Here is a 19,042-nt window from a genome sequence, read left to right on the forward strand (position 1 = left end):
CGACGGCAGGGACACGGAAGGGCCCCGGGGCACGCCCCCCGGGGCCCTTCCCGTACGTACGGGGCTACGCGCCCCAGGTGCGCAGCCTCAGCGGCAGCCCCGAGCGGCCGGCCGCCGCGGGCTTCACCGCGAGGACCTGGTTGACCCCGAGCCGGCCGCGCTCGAAGCCCAGCGCCGAGGCCGCCATGTACAGCCGCCAGACCCGGGCCCGGCCCGGCGAGGTCAGCCGTACGGCCGCGTCCCAGTGCTCCTCCAGCCGCGCCACCCACGCCCGCAGGGTCAGGGCGTAGTGCTCGCGCAGCGCCTCCACGTCGCGGACCTCGAACCCGGCCCGCTCCAGCTCGCCCACCGTCGTGCCCAGCGGGGAGAGCTCCCCGTCGGGGAAGACGTACGCGTCGATGAACTCGTCGATGCGGTAGGCCTCTTCGTCCGGCTCCGGCGGGCGGCCGATCTGGTGGTTCAGCAGCCGTCCGCCGGGGGCCAGCAGAGCGTACAGGTCCCCGGCGTAGTCGCGGTAGCGCGCGGCGCCGACGTGCTCGGCCATGCCGATGGACGAAATGGCGTCGTACGGGCCGTCCTTGACGTCCCGGTAGTCCTGGATCCGGATGTCGACCCGGTCGGCCAGGCCCTCCTCCGCGGCCCGCTTGCGGGCGTAGGCGGCCTGCTCGCGCGAGAGGGTGACGCCGGTGACGTGCACCCCGTACTCCCGGGCGGCGTGCAGGGCCATGGAGCCCCAGCCGCAGCCGACGTCGAGGAGCCGCTGCCCCGGCCGCAGGCCCAGCTTGCGGCAGACCAGGTCGAGCTTGTCGCGCTGGGCCTCCTCCAGGGTGGAGCCGGGGTTCCAGTAGGCGCAGGAGTACACCATCGAGGGACCCAGGACATGCTCGTAGAACTCGTTGCCGACGTCGTAGTGGTGACTGATCGCCTGCTTGTCGCGGCTCTTGCTGTGCGCCGGGCCGCTGCGGCGGCCCGGCGCCTCCTCGGGCGGCGGCGCGGGCGCCGGCCAGGGCCGGGCCAGCGCGAGCAGCTCGCGCAGGGCGGCCCGGGCCTCGGGGTCGCGCAGCAGCGCGGCGGTCTGGGCCGCGCCCGCGGTCCGGTCCGGCAGCTGCGGCAGATGGGAACTCAGGGCGCCGAGCTTGCCGAGGCCGGAGCGGCGCAGCGCCGGCCGGGTCTCGGGGGCGGGGGCGGACCCGCGCTCCCAGAGCAGCCCGGCCACCCGGTCCAGCATGTCGAAGAGGTCGCCCTCCACGGTCAGGTCCCCGGCGACCCAGGCGCGGGCCAGGCCCAGTTCACCCGGCCGCCACAGCACGCGGCGCAGGGCGCGGCGGTTGGTCAGCACCAGCGTCGGTCCGGTGGGCGGTCCGGCCTCGCTGCCGTCCCAGGCACGAATCCGGACGGGCAGGGGGGCGCCCAGCAGGGTTTCGGCGAGAGCGGCCAGCCGCGGCGCGGCATCGGTCATCGTAGGCACCTCCAGTAATGATCCGACCGGACGGCCTACCCACTTCGGGCAGCGCTCAATCGGACGACACCCCGAACAGGCCTACGAGGGCGGCGGGTCGGGCCGGGAGGGCACGCCGAAGGGGCCGCCCGCACCACGGATGGCGGGCGGCCCCTTCGGGACGTACTGCAGGAGTTGCCGGTCAGGCCCGGGTCAGGAGGCCTTGGCCTTCGCGGCCGGTGCGGCGGCGGCGGCCGGAGCCGGCGCCGGCTTGGCGGCCTCGTAGAACTCCTCGCGCGGGGTCTCCAGCGCACCGAGGGAGACGACCTCGCGCTTGAGGAACATGGCGAGGGTCCAGTCGGCGAAGACGCGGATCTTGCGGTTCCAGGTCGGCATGGCCATGCCGTGGTAGCCACGGTGCATGTACCAGGCGAGCCGGCCCTTGAGCTTGATCTTCGTCTTGCCCATGACGATCATCGCGACGCCCTTGTGGAGGCCGAGGCCCGCCACCGCACCCTTGTTGGAGTGCGAGTACTCGGCCTGCGGGAAGCCCCGCATGCCCGAGATGACGTTGTCGCCGAGGACCTTGGCCTGGCGCAGCGCGTGCTGGGCGTTCGGCGGGCACCAGGCGTTCTCGACGCCGGCCTTGCGGGCGGCCACGTCCGGGACCTGGGCGTTGTCGCCGGCGGCCCAGATGTAGTCGGTGCCCTGGACCTGGAGGGTCGGAGCGGTGTCGACGTGGCCGCGCGGGCCCAGCGGCAGGCCGTAGCGGGCCAGCACCGGGTTCGGCTTGACGCCGGCTGTCCACACGAGCGTGTCGGAGTCGACCTCGAGGCCGTTCTTCAGCACCACGTGGCCGTCCACGCAGGAGTCCATCGAGGTGTTGAGGTAGATCTCGATGCCGCGGGACTCGAGGTGCTCCTTGCCCCAGGTGCCGAGCTTGGGCCCGACCTCGGGGAGGATCTTGTCGGCCGCGTCCACCAGGATGAAGCGCATGTCCTCGCGCTTGATCGTGGTGTAGTACTTCGCGGCGTCGCGGGCCATGTCCTCGACCTCGCCGATCGTCTCGGCACCGGCGAAGCCGCCGCCGACGAAGACGAAGGTGAGGGCCTTGCGGCGGACGTTCTCGTCCGTCGTGGACTCGGCCTTGTCGAGCTGCTCGAGGACGTGGTTGCGCAGGCCGATGCCCTCTTCGACGCCCTTCATGCCGATGCCCTGTTCGGCGAGGCCGGGGATCGGGAAGGTGCGGGAGACGGCGCCGAGCGCGATCACCAGGTAGTCGAAAGGCAGCTCGTACGCCTCGCCGACCAGCGGCGTGACGACGGCGACCTTGCGGTCCTGGTCGATGCTGGTGACCCGGCCGGTGAGAACCTCTGCCTTGGGCAGCACGCGTCGCAGCGGGACGACGACGTGCCGAGGCGAGATGCTGCCTGCGGCCACTTCGGGGAGGAAGGGCTGGTAGGTCATGTACGACCGGGGGTCGACGACCGTGACGGTCGCCTCGCCGTAGCGCATCTTCTTCATGATCCGCTTGGCCGCGTACAGGCCTACGTACCCACCTCCTACAACGAGGATCCTGGGACGCTCCGTGGTGCTCATGGAACGAGTATCCAGCACCCCAAGGGGTGACGCTCGTGAGCCCCTTCACAAGGTGCCGGAGGGCCTCTGCTACACTGCGCGGCTCACGTGACGGAGGTCATGGCGCGCCATGGGAACCAGTGTGGCGCGGGACTCGTTGTTCACCCGTCCTGAACTGGCCTCCAAGCCCGCGAGCGGAGTAGACCACCGGGTTGGTGGATACCTACCGACGGGCTCGGGCAGGGCCCTCATTTCGCACGAACGCTCGGACGGAAGAGGCCTGATGACCCGCCGAGCACCCCGAAGAGACGTGCTTGCGGCCCATCAGGCCTCTTTTCCTTGTGAAGAACTTCACGAACTTTCCCTGGAGGAGGGGACCCAGGACCCGCGTAAGCCCTCCGTAAGCACCCTCGGCGACCTTCGAAACACCCCGCCGCCGGTCAGGCGATGTCCGGTAGCAACCGGATCGCCTGTCAGGTGCTGGACGGCGAGCTCGTCATCCTCGTCGTCAAGGTCGGCGCCCGTCGCGACGTCCGGTCAGGCGATGGACCAGGCGATGCCGTCGAGGATGTCGTGCTCCGAGACGACGACCTCGCGGGCGCCGGTGCGCTCCATGACGGCGAGCAGGACCAGGGTGCCCGCGCCGATCACGTCCACCCGGCCCGGGTGCAGGACCGGGATGGCCGCGCGCTCGGCGTGGGTCGAGGTCAGCATCCGCTCGGTGATCTCGCGGACCCGCTCGTACGGGACGCGGGCGTGGTGGATCGCGGAGGAGTCGTACTCCGGCAGCCCGAGGGCGATCCCGGCGACCGTGGTCACCGAGCCCGCCAGGCCCACCAGGGTGCGCGCCTCGGTCAGCGGGACCGTCTGCCCGACCAGGTCCAGCGCCGCCTCGATGTCGGCCCGCATGGCGGCGACCTGCTCCGCGGTCGGCGGGTCGGTGACCACGCCGTCCACCACCAGGTGGCGCTCGGTCATCCGGACGCAGCCCACGTCGACCGAGCGGGCCGCCCGTACGTGCTCCTCGCCGACCACGAACTCGGTCGAGCCGCCGCCGATGTCCACCACCAGGAAGGGCTTCTCCATGTCGGTGGCGCCCGTCAGCTCCTTGGTGGCGCCGAGGAAGGAGAACTCCGCCTCCTGGTCGCCGGAGATCACCTCGGGCTCGACGCCCAGGATGGCCAGGACCCCCTGGACGAACTCCTCGCGGTTCTCGGCGTCGCGCGATGCCGAGGTCGCCACGAAGCGCACGCGCTCCGCGCCCAGCTCCTCGATGACCGCCGCGTACTCGCGGCAGGCCGCGAAGGTGCGCTCCAGCGCCTCCGGGGCCAGCCGGCCCGTCTTGTCCACGCCCTGGCCCAGGCGGACGATCGTCATCCGCCGGTCCAGCTCCACCAGCTCGCCGGCGGCGCCGGCGCCGGAGGCGCTGTCGGACACCGTGCAGTCCGCGACGAGCAGGCGGATGGAGTTGGTACCGCAGTCGATGGCGGCGACGCGGGTCACGCCTGCGACTCCTTCTGCTCCGCCTTCTGGGCGCACGGCGTCACGCAGGCGCCCTTCGCCCACCACTCGGGCAGCATCGCCAGCGCCTCGTCGCCGAACGGGTTCACGCCCGGCCCGGCGGCCAGCGAGTGACCGACCAGCACGTGCAGGCACTTCACCCGGTCCGGCATCCCGCCGGCGCTCGGGAAGCCCTGGAGCACCTCGATGGCGTCGCGGCGCCGGATGTAGTCCTCGTGCGCGGCCTGGTAGGCGGCGGCGAGCTCGGGGTCCTCGGCGAGCCGGGCCTGCATCTCCTTCATCACGCCGTTGGCCTCCAGCGTGCCGATCGCGGAGGCCGCGCGCGGGCAGGTGAGGTAGTACAGCGTCGGGAAGGGCGTGCCGTCGGGGAGGCGCGGGGCGGTCTCCACCACGTCCGGCTGACCGCAGGGGCAGCGGTGGGCGATGGCGCGCAGCCCGCGCGGCGGGCGGCCGAGCTGCTGCTGGAACGCGTCGATGTCCGCGTCGGTCGGCTCGGTCCGGTCGGTCTGGGGCGGGGGCGTCTGCATGCCTGGAGGAAGTCTCTTCGGTTGAGTGGGTGGGTGGTGCGGTGGTGCGGGTGGTGCGGGGTCGGGCGGGTCGTACGCGTGCTGCCGTGTCGTGCGGTACCGGTCACTCGCCGGGGCGGTCGGCCTTGTCGACCCCGTCCCAGACGTTCGAGTACCAGGGCCGGTCGGAACCGGCCGCTCCGGTGCGGTGCCGCTCGGCGGCCCCGGCCCCGGGGTCGGTCATGATGTAGCTGATCTCGCCCGGGCGGACGAAGTGCAGGTGCTTGCGCGCCTGCTGCTCGGCGTACGCGTTGTCCTGCCAGCGGGCCTTCTCGTCGCGGAGGCGTTCGAGGCGCCGGCTCGCGGCCTCGGCGGCCCGCCGCTGCTCCGCGATCTCCGAGCGCTGGGAGACGTACTGGCGCATCGGATACGCGAGGGCGACGACCAGCGTACAGAGGACCAGCACCAGGAGCGCGGCGCGCCCGGTGAGCCGGCTGCGGCGGACCTGACGGCGCGTCTGCGAGCGGTAGACGTGGGCGGCGGTCCGCTCACCGAGCTGCTTGAGCCTGGTCGCGGTGGAGAAGGTGGAGAACCGATCCCGGTTCCCGGCCATTGATCCCGCCTCCCCTGTGTCCCTCTGTTGCTGGGTGCGCGGTACGCGCCACGCAATACGTCCCCGCACACGGTACGGGACCGAGTGCGGGGACGTACGGAGGCCAGCCCCGGAGGGCTGCCGTGATTAGCCCTTGAAGCGCGGGAAGGCGGAGCGGCCCGCGTACACGGCGGCGTCGTCGAGGATCTCCTCGATGCGCAGCAGCTGGTTGTACTTGGCGACGCGGTCCGAGCGGGCCGGGGCGCCGGTCTTGATCTGGCCGCAGTTCACGGCGACGGCGAGGTCGGCGATGGTGACGTCCTCGGTCTCGCCGGAGCGGTGCGACATCATGCACTTGAAGCCGTTGCGCTGGGCCATCTCGACGGCGTCGAGGGTCTCGGTCAGCGAACCGATCTGGTTCACCTTCACGAGCAGGGCGTTCGCGGAGCCCTCCTCGATGCCGCGGGCCAGCCGCTCCGGGTTGGTCACGAAGAGGTCGTCGCCGACGATCTGGACCTTGGAGCCGATGCGGTCGGTGATGGTCTTCCAGCCGGCCCAGTCGTCCTCGTACAGCGGGTCCTCGATGGAGACGAGCGGGTACGCGGAGACGAGCTCCTCGTAGTACTCGGTCATCTCGGCGGCCGAGCGGGACTGGCCCTCGAACTCGTACTTGCCGTCCTTGTAGAACTCGGACGCGGCGACGTCGAGCGCGAGCGCGATGTCCTTGCCCGGGACGTAGCCGGCCTGCTTGATGGCCTCGACGATGAGGTCGAGCGCGGCGCGGTTGGACTCCAGGTTCGGGGCGAAGCCGCCCTCGTCGCCCAGGCCGGTGGAGAGGCCCTTGGTGTGCAGGACCTTCTTGAGGGTGTGGTAGACCTCGGCACCCCAGCGCAGCGCCTCGGAGAAGGACTCCGCGCCGATGGGCGCGATCATGAACTCCTGGATGTCCACGTTGGAGTCGGCGTGCGAACCGCCGTTGAGGATGTTCATCATCGGAACGGGCAGCAGGTGCGCGTTCGGGCCGCCGAGGTAGCGGAAGAGCGGGAGGTCCGAGGCCTCGGACGCGGCGTGCGCGACGGCGAGGGAGACGCCGAGGATGGCGTTGGCGCCGAGCGAGCCCTTGTTGTCGGTGGCGTCCAGGTCGAACATGGCCTGGTCGATCAGGCGCTGCTCGGTGGCGTCGTAGCCGACGAGCTCCGGGCCGATCTGCTCGATGACCGCGAGGACGGCCTTCTCGACACCCTTGCCCATGTAGCGGTTGGGGTCACCGTCGCGGAGCTCAATGGCCTCGAAGGCACCGGTGGAGGCGCCGGACGGAACTGCAGCACGGCCGGTGCTGCCATCGTCGAGGCCCACCTCGACCTCGACCGTGGGGTTGCCTCGGGAGTCCAGGATTTCCCGGGCTACGACGACGTCGATGGACGGCACGAGCATCTCCTTCTGGGATGTGACGCTGGGTGTGCGGTGGCTTGTCGGGCCGTGGGACGGCCCCGCCGACTAGAGCCTAACCGCCTCCGGGCGCTCGGCCGGCCGACCGCCCGCCCCCTGGGACGAAAAAGGGCCCGAATACCCGCCTTCCGGTACATAGGGGCACCTGACTGTCGGCACACAGGGCCCCTGACCGGCGGCGCACACGCCGCCGCCCGGCGCGTGAGGGGAAGACGCGCCGGGCGGTCGGGCTGCCGCGGCGCCGCTCGGGCGGCCGCGGTCGTCACTGCGGGATTCAGCTGAGCTTCAGCATCTGGCCCGGGAAGATGAGGTCGGCGTCCGAGACGATGTCCTTGTTGAGCTCGAACACCTTCTCCCAGCCGCCCTTGACGCCGTTGGCCTCGGCGATGGTGCCCAGGGTGTCGCCCGACTTGACCTCGTACGAGCCGTTGCCGGTCTTCACGACGGGGGCCTCGGCGCGCTCCGAGCGGGTGACCGGCGCGGAGTTCTCGCGCGTGGTCTCCTTCTTCGGCTCGGTCTTCTTCGGCTGGGTCTTCTTGGTCTCGGTCTTCGTCTCCGTCTTCTTCGGGGTGTCGCTCGCGCCACCACCGTTGTAGGCGGAGCTGGAGAGGCCCTTGCCGCAGACCGGCCAGGCGCCCTTGCCCTGGCCCTTGAGGACCTTCTCGGCGATGGCTATCTGCTGCGACTTGGAGGCCTGGTTGGCCTGCGCGGCGTACGACTTGCCGCCGTACGCGGCCCACGTGGAAGACGAGAACTGCAGGCCGCCGTAGTAGCCGTTGCCCGTGTTGATGGACCAGTTGCCGCCGGACTCGCAGCTCGCGACGGCGTCCCACTGGGACGCGGTGGCGGCGGAGGCCGAGCCGGCCGCCATCAGGGGGGCGGCGACGGCGACACCGGCGACACCGGCGAGCGTGACGATGCGGGCGGCCTTGCCGGCGCGACGGTGCTTGCCCTTGCCGGAAATCAGCATGGAGTTCTCCTCACCGACGCCTACGAGGTGAGCTGTCGGGTTCGGGCTGATGAGTGCCCGGCCGTGCGACGTGGCGCACGACTTAACCCCTAGCCGTTCCCTGGCCGTCTCTCAACGGCCGGTCCCGGCGCCTACCTTGGTTCCCCCGCTCCTGCCTTCGGCGCTTGACGCGACGACTGTTCCCTCCGTCCGCCGGCAGGATTCGGCGATGCGGTCGAAGGAGCCCGCGGTGGCGGGCGACTCAGAAGGTAGACAGGTCTCTCCCCGATGTTCAACGAGGACCACCGGGGAGAAACGGGCCCTACTTGCACCCTCCTTGCGGGCGTTTGCGCAGGTGAGGGCGGGGTTTGCGGAAGGCTCCGGACGGGACACGCCAGTTGACCGGAAGAGACACATGTCTCACTTGCAGATAACGGACATTCAGCTTTTTACGGGTGTCCGAAGTGCCGCTATTTCTAACTTAGATCCAGATTCTGGCCGGGCTTGATCAGATCGGCGTCCTCGCCGATGACCTGCTCGTTGGCCTGGTAGAGCGCGTTCCAGCCGCCCTTGACTCCCTTGGCAGAAGCGATGGTCGCCAGACTGTCGCCCGCCTGGACCGTGTACGAGGGGTCCGACGCCGCGCCGGAGGCGGCGGGCACCTCAAGGGCGGGCGTACCACGGTGCTTACCGGTGCCGGAGGGGTCCGGGATGCCGGCCGGGTCGGTCGTGGCACCCGGGACGGCCGGGGCCGAGGGGGCGGCAGGGGCGCTCGGGTCGGCCGGGGTGACCGGAGCGGTCGGGTCTGGGCTGCCGGGCGCGGTCGGGGTGCCCGTCGGTGGGGCCGCGGGGTCGGTGGGCGCCGTGGGGGTGCCGGGGGCCGTCGTCGGGTCGCCGGGGAGCACCGGGGCGCTCGGCGAGGTGGACGGCGCGTCCGGTTCGGGCATGACGGGCAGTCCGCTGTTCGGCGCGAGCGGCGCCGGCGGCAGCGTGAAGACCGGGGTCGGGGTGGGGGTCGGGGCGCCGAAGTCCTGCGGCTTCGCGCCGGAGCCGCCGGCCGGGACCGACTCGTCGGGGCGCGAGGGGCTCGTGGCGATCGGGCCGAGGGTGCCGGGCAGGCCCGGATCCACGGCGGCCGCGGGGCCCTGCCGGGTCAGTCCGGCCGCCTGCGAGCAGTGCCCGAAGGCCTCGGGGCCCTGGGCGCCCAGTACGCGCTCGGCGACGGCTATCTGCTGCGAGCGGCTCGCGAGGTCGGGGCGCTCGGCGAACTCCCGGCCGCCCGCGGCGTTCCACTGCTCCTGCGTGAACGAGAGTCCGCCGTAGGACCCGCTGCCGGAGTTCGCACTCCAGGAGCCGCCGCTCTCGCACTCGGCGACCGTGTCCCACGTGGCGGCCTCGGCCGCGCTCGCGCCGGTGGCGGCGAGCAGGGGCAGGGCCAACGCGGAACCGGTGACCCCGGCGGTGACGACTATGGCGGGTACCTGGCGGGGGCGTCTGTGGCGGCCGTTCCCGGAACGCATGAGCTGCACCTTTCGCATAACGGCTGGGTAACGGCAGAACCTAGCGTTCTTGGCATGCGAGTAACAACTCTTGACGGGCGCTGACTTCCGGTCAAAGAGGGTTCAGGGGTTTCGGGCTGTGAACTTGACGGGAAGAGTGCGCAGGCCACGCATGATCAGACCGCCGCGCCAACGAAGCTCGTTGGGCGGAACAGCGAGTTCCAGATCCGGCAGACGCGTCAGCAAAGTCGCAAGCGCCGTCTGTCCTTCAAGTCGTGCGAGCGGAGCACCCAGGCAGTAGTGGATCCCGTGCCCGTACCCGAGGTGCTGGTTGTCGGTGCGGGAGAGGTCGAGGGTGTCCGGATCGGCGAACCGCTCGGGGTCGCGGTCGGCCGCGGCGAGGACGACGAGCACCGGATCGCCCGCCGCGACCTCCTGACCGCCGAGGGTCAGCGGCTCGGTGGCGAACCGCCAGGTGGCCAGCTCCACGGGGCCGTCGTAGCGCAGCAGTTCCTCGATGCCGCTCTCCAGCAGGGCGCTCTCGCCGGCGGCGAGGGAGTCCTGGAGGCGGGTGCGCTGGTCGGGGTTCATGAAGAGGGAGTGGACGCCGTTCCCGATGAGGTTCACGGTCGTCTCGAATCCGGCGAACAGGAGGATGAAGGCCATCGCGGTGGCCTCGGCCTCCGTCAGGTGGTCACCGTGGTCGCTCGCGCGGATCAGGTCCGAAATCAGGTCATTGCCCAGATCATCCCGTTTGCGGTGGATGAGTTCACCGAGGTAGGTCCGCATCTGCTTCACGGAGCGGGCGACCCCGCCGCGCGGGCCGCCGCCGTGCCGGATCATCATCCCGGCCCAGTCGCGGAAGTCGTCCTGGTCCTCGCGCGGTACGCCGAGCATCTCGCAGATGGCGTAGATGGGGAGCGGGAAGGCGAACTCGTGGATGAGGTCCGCTTCACCCCGGCTCGCGAACTGCTCGATGAGGTGGTCGGTCAGCTCCTGCACCCGCGGGGTGAACTCGGCCACCCTGCGCGGGGTGAACGCCTTCGACACGAGCCGCCGCAGCCGCGTGTGGTCCGGCGGGTCGATGTTCAGCAGGTGCGTCATCAGCTCCGCCTTGCGCTCCCCCGGGATGCCGGTCTTGCCCTTGGCGTGCGCGGGCTCCGCGTGGTGCGCCGGGTTCTTGCTGAGCCGCTGGTCGGCGAGAGCCTGGCGGGCGTCGGCGTACCGCGTGACCAGCCACGCCTCCACGCCGCTCGGCAGCTTGGTGCGGTGCACCGGGGAGTGCTCGCGCAGCCAGGCGTACGCCGGGTACGGATCGGTGGCGAACTCCCAGTCGAACAGGGTCGGACCCTGGGGAGGAGCGCCGCCCTCGGGGACCGCGGGGGCTGCGGAGGCTGCGGGGGCTTCGGAGGCTGCGGGGGTCGGCTCATGCACCCGCTGACCGTATCCCGCCCGCCCACCGCCATCCCATATGGGTGGTTCGCCGCGGCTGTCCGTAGATCCGCCGACGCTTGACCTCGCGTTGCCGGGCGTTCCTACTTTCGGTCTTGTGGATGTGAGGATCTTGAAGAGCAGCTTCGCGGTGGTGGAGAGAAGGGCCGAGCACGCGGTCAAGTACTTCTACTCCCACCTCTTCTGGCACCACCCCGGGATCCGCGAGCTCTTCCCGGCCTCCCCCGCGGACATGGAGCGCCAGCGCGACCGGCTCTTCGCCGCGCTGACCCACGTGGTCGGCCGCCTCGGCGACGAGAGCCTGCTCCCCTATCTCCACGACCTCGGCCGCGACCACCGCAAGTTCCTCGCCGGTCCCGAGCACTACGCGGCCCTCGGCGCCTCCCTGCTCGCCGCCCTCGCCCGCACCTGCGGCGAGGCCTGGACCCCGACCGTGGAGAAGGCCTGGGCCGAGGCGTACCAGGTGATCGCCGACGCCATGATGGCCGGGGCCGCCGCCTGCGAGGACCCGCCCTGGTGGGACGCCGAGATCGTGCGCCACCTCCAGTACGGGCGGGACATAGGGGTGCTGACCCTGCGCCCGCACGCCCCCTTCCCCCACCTGCCCGGCCAGTACGCGAGCGTGAGCTGCGCCCGGGTCCCGAGGACCTGGCGCACCTACTCCATCGGGAACGCCCCGCGCCCGGACGGCACCCTCGACCTGCACGTCAGCCGTATCGAGGGCGGCCGGCTCAGCACCGCCCTGGTGCGCGAGGTGCGGCCCGGGGAGGTGCTGCGGCTCGGCGCGGCCGGAGGGCGGCTGACCTTCCGCCGCACCGACCGGCCCGTCACCCTCATCGCGGCGGGCACCGGCTGGGCGCCGATCCGGGCCATGGTGGAGGAACTCGCCGGGCGCCCTCCCGATCAGGACGTACGGCTCTTCGTGGTCGCCCGGGACGCCGCGCACCTGTACGACCGCCCGCTGATCGACGAGTACGCCGCCGCCATCGGCCGGCTCGGCGTCACCTACATCACGCCCGCCCCCGGGCTCCACCGCGACCAGGCCACCGGGCGGCTCGCGACCGCGCTCGGCCACCGGGCCATGTGGCCCGAGCAGGACGTGTACCTCAGCGGGCCGCCGCCGTTCGTCGAGCAGACCGTGCAGGTGCTGAAGGAGCTGGGCGCCCTGCCGGGCAGGATCTTCCACGACCCGGTGCCCGCCGCGGGCACCGGCCACGGCCCGGGCGGCCGGCCCCTGGGCTTCGGCGAGTGGTTCCTCGCCCGCCCCGATCCGCACTGGCACGACCCGTCGGGCCGCGCGCCCCGCTGAGAGGTCTCCGCCCCCGCAGTCCCCCGCTACTCCCCTACTCCCCGACGCTCCCGACGCCCTCGGCGGCGCGGATCGCGTCGCGGTAGGCGCGGGCCGCCGCGCGCAGCGCGGTCTCGGGGTCGACGCCCGCCGCCTCGGCGCGCCGCGCCAGTTCCAGCAGCTCGTATCCGATGCCCTCGCCGCGGGGCAGTTCCACGGCCACGCCGCCCGTACGGACCCGCCCGGCCAGCTTGGCCGCGAGCGCGAGGGCGGGCTGGCCCAGGGGGATCCCGTCGGTGAGCGACTCCCGCTGCTTCTCGACCGCCTTGGTGCGCTGCCAGTGGGCGCTGACGTCCTCCGGGGTCTGCGCGTCCGCGTCCCCGAAGACGTGCGGGTGCCGGTGGATCAGCTTCTCGACGAGGCCGCCGGCCACGTCGTCGATGGAGAACGGCTCGTCGCCGTGCTCCTCGGCGATCCGGGCGTGGAAGACCACTTGCAGGAGTACGTCGCCGAGCTCCTCGCGCAGCGCCTCCCGGTCGCCGTCCTCGATGGCCTCGACGAGTTCGTACGCCTCCTCCATGGCGTACTTGACGAGTCCCTCGTGGGTCTGGCGCGAGGTCCAGGGGCATTCCCGGCGGACCCGGTCCATCACCTGGACCAGGTCGAGCAGGCGGGCGCCGGGCAGGTCGTACGAGCCGGGCAGCAGTTCGAGGTCGGGCATGTCGACGCGGCCGGAGCCCGCGAGCCGGGCCAGCCCGTCGGTGAGCAGCCGGTCGCCCTCGCCGGACGGGATCACCACGACCGTGCGGCCGCCGGCGCACTCCTCGACGAGGGCGCGCGCGTCGGGGGCCTCGTGCGCGACCTCGACGCCCGCCTCGCGCAGGTACGGCAGCTGCGGGTGGCCCGGGTCGGCGCACAGCACCCGGTCCGCGGCGTGCAGGGTCTGCCAGGCCGGCCAGGACAGCAGGCCGGGGGCGACCCGGTGGCTCGCGGTCAGCAGGACGATCCGGCCGGCGGCCCCGGCACCGGCGCCCGCGGCACCGGCGGGTCCGGACGGCGCGGGTCCGGCCGGGGCGGACACGGCGGGGGCGGGTTCGGCGGTGTGGTCGGTCACCCTCCGAACCTACCTCCTCCCCCGGACGGCTCAGGCGCCGGCGGGGGCCTGCTCGGGCCGGGTCCGCTGGACGATCCAGGGGGTGTCCTGGTCGCCGAGCACGATCTGCCGCGCGTCCCAGACGCCGTAGCGCGGGTTCACCTCGATGTGCAGGGTCTTCGCGGCGGACGCCAGCTTCTCGACGGCCTTGTCCTGGCTGCCGTAGTGGTCGAAGAGCTTGTCGCGCAGCAGCTTGAAGCGGGCGTCGGCGTCGAGCTGCCCGGGCGCGAGCTGGGCCTGCTCCAGGGCGGCGGCGGTCAGCTTCTCGGCCCCGCCCGCCTGCTGCAGCTGGGCCTTGCGGAAGTCCTGGACCTCCTTCTCGCTGACGCTCACCCCCGCGTCCTCGGCGGCCCGCTCCAGCACGATCGTCTGGATCATCTTGTTGAGCTTGACCCGCTCCAGGCCGGGCGAGGACTGGATCAGCTGGGCCGCGGTGGACCCGGTCCGGTTCTGCGCGGCGCGGACATCGCCCACCTGGGCCTGGAGCGCGGAGGTGGTGATGCGTTCGCCGCCGACGACGGCCGCGGTGCCGGGCCGGGCCTGGCCCGAGCAGGCGGACAGCAGGGGGGCCGCCGCGAGCAGGGCGGCGGAGACGGAGAGCGCAGTGCGACGGTGCAAAGGAGCCTCCAGGGCCGGGAGATTGTGCGTCGGGGCACAAGGCCGTGCGGTGATCGATGGTATGCAGTCCGAGTGATCCGAGCCACTGGTTCGACCAACGATTCGCGAGGTGTTGGGGTGCGCATCTGTTGATGTCACGGTCACCGCGCGGCCACCCTCCGGTCCACCGGTGGTGCAAGGGTCGGCCCACCATGTCGACACCGCACCGCTCGCCGCGCCGCCTGAGCCTGCGCGGCTCGGCCCTCGCCGCCCTGATCACGGTGGTTGCCGTCTGCGCGGGGGACGCGGTCGCCCGCGTCTTCCCGTACGGGCACCGCCACCGCAGCATCAACGACCTCGGCAACCAGTTCGTCCCCTTCCACGCCCATCTGTGGGACCTGCTGCACGGGCGCGCGCGGGGCGGGCTGCTGCTCAACTGGCAGTCCGGCTTCGGCACCAGCTTCCTGCCGGACTTCGGCACCTACCTCTCCAGCCCCTTCGCGGTGCTCGTCGCCCTCTTCCCGCGCGAGGACATCGACCTCGCCGTGTACGTGGTCACAGTAGTGAAGATGGCGGCGGCCGCGGCGGCCATGGCCTGGCTGCTGCGCACGCAGCGCCGCGGGCCTTGGTGGGCGGCGGGCCTGCTGGGGGCCTCGTACGCGCTGTGCGGCTGGTCGGTGATCGAGGCCTCGTACAACCCGATGTGGCTGGACGGGCTGATCGCCTTCCCGCTGCTGTGCCTGACGGGGGAATGGGCCCTGCGCGGGCGCCGGACCGCCCTCGCCGCCTCGGTGGTGGCGGTGTCCTGGACGGCAAACTTCTACACGGCCTACATGGCGACGCTGGGCGCGGCCCTGGTGCTCCTGGTACGGGTGGTGCTGACGCGCGAGGGCGTGCGGGAGCGGTCGGCCGTACTCGTCCGCGGCGCCCTGACGACCCTGCTGGGCATCGCGCTGTCCGCGCCGGTGCTGATCCCCCTCTTCCTGAGCTCGCAGCAGGCCTACCCGGGGTGGTCGCGGCAGTTCGAACCGGTGCCCTGGCCCGACCTGTTCGCGCGGATCCTGCCGGCGACGTACTCGTTCTCCTCGCCTGCGCTCTTCGTCGGCACGGGGACGCTGCTGCTGGTGGCCGCCCTGCCGTTCCAGAGGGCGGTGCCGGCGCGCACCCGACTGTGCTGGGCGGGGCTGACGGCCGCGGTGCTGCTCTCCTTCCAGTGGACGCCCACGCATCTGGCCTGGCACGTCTTCGCGACCCCGAACGGCAGCCCGTACCGGCAGACGTTCGTGCTGGCCGGGGTGGCCGTGATCGCCGCGTGGACCGGGCTGGCGGCCGGGCCGCCCCGGCTCCGGGAGCTGGCGGCGGGGGCCGCGGTGCTGGCCGCGGCGGCCGCGGCGGCCGCCGGCAGCAGGCTGGCGACGGCCTGGGGCCTCGGGCTCTTCTGCGGCGGCCTGGCACTGGCCGCGGCGGCCTGGTGGTCCCTGCGCCGTCGCGGGCCGGTCCTTCCGGCGGCCGGGGTGCTGGCGCTCGTACTGATCGGGCAGGCGGCCGCGACCACGGCGTTCGGGCACCAGGGCAAGCTCGGCGGCCTGGACGACTACCCCTCCTGGGGCGCGGCGCACGCCGCGCGCTCCGAGGCCCTGGCCGGCGCCGAGGGCTGGCCCGCCTACCGCACGGACCCGGGCCGGCCGGCGCTGACGGGCAACGACCCGCTGCTGCTGGGCGGGGAGGGCGGCGCCTACTACAGCAGCCACACCCCGGACGTGTTCACGCGGACGATGGTGGCACTCGGCGCGGGCTGGACCTCGCGCGGGCGCAACGTGCAGAGCATCGACAACCCGGTGACGGACGCGCTCTTCGCGGTCGGCGCGCGTCTGCGGCCCGACGGCACGATCGGCCGCGCGCAGGCCGTCCCCCCGCTGGTCACGATCCGCCCGGCGGGTCCCGCGCCCTCGTACGGACCTTTCGACGGCCCCCCGTTCGCCAACCAGGAGCTGCTGCTGGGCGCCGAGGTGTACGAGGACCCCGTCGCGCCGGGGGTGTGCCGCGCGGGCACCGAGGCTTACCTGTGGGCCCCGGAGTACAACGCGACGGCCCGCCTCGCGGACGGCCGCGCCTTCCGGCTGAACGGCAACGCGCCGCGCAACCGGGCGGCCCTCCAGCCGCTGGGCACCTCCCGCGGGGCCTCCTCGGCACTGGTCTTCGACGCCTCCGCGCCGCCCCGCTGGGTCCTGTCCTGCCTGGACCGCGCCCGCCTGGAGCCGGCGGTGGCCGCGCTGCGGGCATCGGCTCCCACGGGGCTGCGGGTCGGCTCCTCGACGGTCAGCGCCACGCTGCCCCCGGGCACCACGGGCACCGCCGTCCTCTCCTCCCCGGCGATCGCGGGCTGGAGCTGCAACGGCCGGCCGGCCACGCCCTACCTGGGCCTGGTCTCCGTCCCGCTGGCCCCCGGCACCACCACGCTCTCCTGCTCGTTCCGTCCTCCGGGGCTCGCCCCGGGCGCGGCGGTCGCGGGCGCGGCCCTGCTGGTGCTGGCCGGGCTGCTCCTTGCGGAGCGCCGCCGCGGGCGGCGGACCGGCCGCGGCGGCATCCCGGACGGCGCGGAGGCCGGGGCACCCGTGGAGTTCGCCCCGGCCGGGGCCGGGGCGGACGGTGCCTGAGCGGCCGGGGCCCGAGGTGGCCGGGGCCCGGGCCGCGGCGGGCTCAGCGGACCTGGCCGAGCCAGTGCAGGGTGCGGCGGACCTCCGTGGAGAAGGGGTGGTTCGGACCGTGGATGCGGTCCGCGTCGAACAGCAGGCGGGCCAGGGTGTCGTGGGCGGCCGGCCGCTCGCCCAGGGAGAGCAGCAGGTGCGCTATCCGCCGCCGGACCTCCAGCGGGAGCCCCGGGTCCGGGTTCGCGTAGTGGTTCTCGAACAGCGGGAGCAGTGAGCGGTACTCGGCCAGCGCCGCCCCCGGCGCGTCCAGCTGCTCCAGGCACTGCGCCGCGTCGTAGCGAAAGCGCAGGGACTGGGGGTCTCCGGCCGGGAACTCGTCGGCGAGGCGCCGCAGTTCGGGCAGGGCCCGGCGGTACTGGCCGTCGTCCATCAGCGTGGCCGCGTACTGCTTGCGCAGCGAGCGGACCACCGTGGAGTGCGCGCCGTGCTCCGCCTCGGCGGCCGGCAGGATGCCGCCGAGGATGTCCACGGCCTGGGTGAGGAGGCCCTGTTCCAGGAGGCTGCGGGCCTCGTCCACCGCGGCCGGGATGTCCGGCTTGGGCGGGGTCTGCGGAGTCTGCGGGGTCTGCGGCGTGGGCGGCGTGGGCGGCGTCGTCGGCTGCGGCGGGATGGTGGCGGCGCGGTCCGGCCAGGGGGCGTGCGGGCGCAGGAAGGGGCGGGTCGGGTCGAGCGTGGCCGCCGGTGTGCCCTGCTTGGGCAGCAGCGGGGCGAGGGCCTCGTACACGTGCTGCGCGGAGGCCGGCCGGTCCTGCGGGTCCTTCGCCAGCAGGTGCAGCAGGACCGCCTCCAGATGGTGCGGGACCTCCGGGCGCAGCCGGCGCACCGGGACGGGGGGCTCGTACAGGTGGCGGTGCAGGACGCCGAGGGCGGTGGACCCGGCGAACGGGACGTTGCCGCTGAGGAGTTCGTACAGCAGCACGCCGAGGGCGTACAGGTCGGTGTACGGGCCGACGGCCCCGCCCATCGCCTGCTCGGGCGCCATGTACGCGGGGCTGCCGATCGGGGTGCCGGTGCTGGTGAGGCGGGTGGTGTCGGTGTCCATCACCGAGGCGACGCCGAGGTCGAGGACCAGGACGGTGCCGTCCGGGCGGACCATCACATTGCGCGGCTTCAGGTCGCGGTGCACGATCGGCACCGCGTGCACGGCCGACAGCACCCCGCACAGCTGCGCGACCACGGCGACGGCCCACGGCCAGGGGTACGGATCGTGCTGCGCGAGGTGGTCGGCCAGGTCGGTGCCCTCGACGTGGCCCATGACGAGGAACAGCTCGTCGCCGTCGCTGCCCGCGTCGTGGACGGTGACCAGGCCCGGGTGGTCCACCTGCGCCGTGACCCGGCATTCGCGTACGAAGCGGCGGCGCAGCTCGTCGGCGACGGAGCCGGGGCCCGCCACCTTGTCGGGGCGCAGCAGCTTGACGGCGACGCGGCGGTCCAGCCGCTGGTCGTACGCCGTCCAGACCTGGCCCATGCCGCCCTGCCCCAGGACGGAGGCCAGGCGGTAGCGCTCGCCGATGATCCGGTCGTCGTCCGTCATCGCGCCGGGCCCTCGGCGCCGTTGCCGGGGGAGTCCGGGTTCGGGCGGGGGCTCTGCGGGTGCGGGGTCTGCTTGCGCAGCAGTTCGCTCAGCTCGTCGAGCTCGGCGCGGACCTGCCCGATGCGCGGCGGGTTGGCCGGTCCGGGGGCGGGGGCCGGTGTGGGGGCGGGCGTGGGCACGGGGGTCTGCTGCTGCGCCGGGGGGTAGCCGTACGCCGGGCGCTGCGGCTGCTGCTGCGGTACGTACGGCGCGGGCTGCGCCGGGTACCAGGCGGCGGCCGGGGCAGCCGCACGGGCCGCGTGGTGCCGGATATCGGCCACGAGGAAGTACACGCAGGTCAGGAAGCCGGTGATGATGATGCCGAAGGCGCCCGTGTTGCCCTGCCAGCCGTTGGTCTCGGGCGTCGGGTCGGCGCCGATCAGGGCGATCCAGGAGACGGAGAGCACGCAGTTGAGGCCCAGCAGCCACCAGTCGGCGGGTTTGCGGGTGACCACCGCGAGCCGCAGCATCGTGGCCCAGCCCAGGAAGCCGCAGCTCAGGACGGGCAGCAGGGCGAACAGCACGCGCAGTGCCACGACTCCCCCGGTACTGGGCTGGGGGCCTTGCTGCGGCGGGAGGCCGGGGCCGTGCATCGCTGCTCCTGACGGACCGTGTCGACGAAGTTTCGGGTCTGAGCGTATACAGCGTTTCCGGCCGCCAGTGAGGGGATGTGCGCAACCGTTGCAGGGTCGCCGCACACCGTGGGGCGGACGCGGCCCGGCGGGGGCGCGCGGAA

The 19,042-nt window shown here is 73.0% G+C and carries 15 protein-coding genes, 1 pseudogene and 1 riboswitch; of the genes and pseudogenes, 3 read left to right on the forward strand and 13 right to left on the reverse strand.

Annotated features, from left to right (window positions below):
• Positions 1-64: 64 nt before the first annotated feature.
• The gene (locus ACS04_RS25545) at positions 65-1,459 is read right to left on the reverse strand and encodes an SAM-dependent methyltransferase (protein ID WP_048479113.1); all 1,395 of its coding nucleotides are present in this window, start codon (positions 1,457-1,459) and stop codon (positions 65-67) included.
• 192 nt (positions 1,460-1,651) lie between these two features.
• Positions 1,652-3,037: an NAD(P)/FAD-dependent oxidoreductase gene (locus tag ACS04_RS25550; protein WP_030865901.1), complete on the reverse strand. Its 1,386-nt coding sequence runs from the start codon at positions 3,035-3,037 to the stop codon at positions 1,652-1,654.
• Positions 3,038-3,469: 432 nt separating this feature from the next.
• Between ACS04_RS25550 and ACS04_RS40310 the strand changes: the two are divergent.
• Positions 3,470-3,550 (forward strand): annotated as a pseudogene (locus ACS04_RS40310) (type II toxin-antitoxin system RelE family toxin); the annotation flags it as partial.
• 3 nt (positions 3,551-3,553) lie between these two features.
• Here ACS04_RS40310 and ACS04_RS25555 read toward each other — a convergent pair.
• The 7 genes from ACS04_RS25555 to ACS04_RS25585 all read right to left on the reverse strand — a co-directional run bounded on the left by ACS04_RS25555 (position 3,554) and on the right by ACS04_RS25585 (position 10,966).
• A complete protein-coding gene (locus ACS04_RS25555; protein WP_048479114.1) occupies positions 3,554-4,519 on the reverse strand; it encodes a Ppx/GppA phosphatase family protein in 966 nt (321 codons plus the stop codon).
• Entirely contained in the window at positions 4,516-5,064 is a 549-nt protein-coding gene (locus ACS04_RS25560) for a DUF501 domain-containing protein (RefSeq protein ID WP_048479115.1), read from the reverse strand. The genes ACS04_RS25555 and ACS04_RS25560 overlap by 4 nt, the downstream gene beginning before the upstream one ends.
• Positions 5,065-5,167: 103 nt before the next feature.
• The gene (locus ACS04_RS25565) at positions 5,168-5,656 is read right to left on the reverse strand and encodes an FtsB family cell division protein (RefSeq protein WP_048479116.1); all 489 of its coding nucleotides are present in this window, start codon (positions 5,654-5,656) and stop codon (positions 5,168-5,170) included.
• Between the two features lie 126 nt (positions 5,657-5,782).
• The gene (gene eno / locus ACS04_RS25570; RefSeq protein ID WP_048479117.1) at positions 5,783-7,069 is read right to left on the reverse strand and encodes a phosphopyruvate hydratase; all 1,287 of its coding nucleotides are present in this window, start codon (positions 7,067-7,069) and stop codon (positions 5,783-5,785) included.
• Between the two features lie 289 nt (positions 7,070-7,358).
• Entirely contained in the window at positions 7,359-8,054 is a 696-nt protein-coding gene (locus tag ACS04_RS25575) for a transglycosylase family protein (RefSeq protein WP_048479118.1), read from the reverse strand.
• A gap of 2 nt (positions 8,055-8,056) precedes the next feature.
• Positions 8,057-8,227, reverse strand: a riboswitch (cyclic di-AMP (ydaO/yuaA leader).
• Positions 8,228-8,509: 282 nt separating this feature from the next.
• The gene (locus ACS04_RS25580; protein ID WP_048479119.1) at positions 8,510-9,553 is read right to left on the reverse strand and encodes a LysM peptidoglycan-binding domain-containing protein; all 1,044 of its coding nucleotides are present in this window, start codon (positions 9,551-9,553) and stop codon (positions 8,510-8,512) included.
• Between the two features lie 102 nt (positions 9,554-9,655).
• Positions 9,656-10,966 carry a cytochrome P450 family protein gene (locus ACS04_RS25585; RefSeq protein ID WP_048479120.1) on the reverse strand — a complete coding sequence of 437 codons (1,311 nt, stop codon included), beginning with the start codon at positions 10,964-10,966 and terminating at the stop codon, positions 9,656-9,658.
• A gap of 121 nt (positions 10,967-11,087) precedes the next feature.
• Between ACS04_RS25585 and ACS04_RS25590 the strand changes: the two genes are divergently transcribed.
• On the forward strand, positions 11,088-12,293 hold the full coding sequence (locus ACS04_RS25590; RefSeq protein ID WP_245236542.1) for a globin domain-containing protein: 1,206 nt from the start codon (positions 11,088-11,090) through the stop codon (positions 12,291-12,293).
• 34 nt (positions 12,294-12,327) lie between these two features.
• Here ACS04_RS25590 and ACS04_RS25595 read toward each other — a convergent pair whose 3' ends face one another.
• Positions 12,328-13,353: a nucleoside triphosphate pyrophosphohydrolase gene (locus tag ACS04_RS25595; protein WP_048479159.1), complete on the reverse strand. Its 1,026-nt coding sequence runs from the start codon at positions 13,351-13,353 to the stop codon at positions 12,328-12,330.
• 63 nt (positions 13,354-13,416) lie between these two features.
• Positions 13,417-14,043, reverse strand: coding sequence for a SurA N-terminal domain-containing protein (locus ACS04_RS25600; protein WP_048479122.1), 627 nt, complete (start codon positions 14,041-14,043; stop codon positions 13,417-13,419).
• Between the two features lie 191 nt (positions 14,044-14,234).
• On the opposite strand from ACS04_RS25600, the gene ACS04_RS25605 reads away from it, so the two are divergent.
• A complete protein-coding gene (locus tag ACS04_RS25605; protein ID WP_078865324.1) occupies positions 14,235-16,679 on the forward strand; it encodes a YfhO family protein in 2,445 nt (814 codons plus the stop codon).
• Positions 16,680-16,722: 43 nt separating this feature from the next.
• On the opposite strand, the gene ACS04_RS25610 is transcribed toward ACS04_RS25605, so the two are convergent.
• Positions 16,723-18,267, reverse strand: coding sequence for a serine/threonine-protein kinase (locus ACS04_RS25610; RefSeq protein ID WP_048479123.1), 1,545 nt, complete (start codon positions 18,265-18,267; stop codon positions 16,723-16,725).
• A complete protein-coding gene (locus tag ACS04_RS25615; protein WP_209441775.1) occupies positions 18,264-18,842 on the reverse strand; it encodes a hypothetical protein in 579 nt (192 codons plus the stop codon). The genes ACS04_RS25610 and ACS04_RS25615 overlap by 4 nt, the downstream gene beginning before the upstream one ends.
• Positions 18,843-19,042: the final 200 nt, after the last annotated feature.

This window comes from Streptomyces roseus (assembly GCF_001044425.1).
GTDB lineage: Bacteria > Actinomycetota > Actinomycetes > Streptomycetales > Streptomycetaceae > Streptomyces > Streptomyces roseus.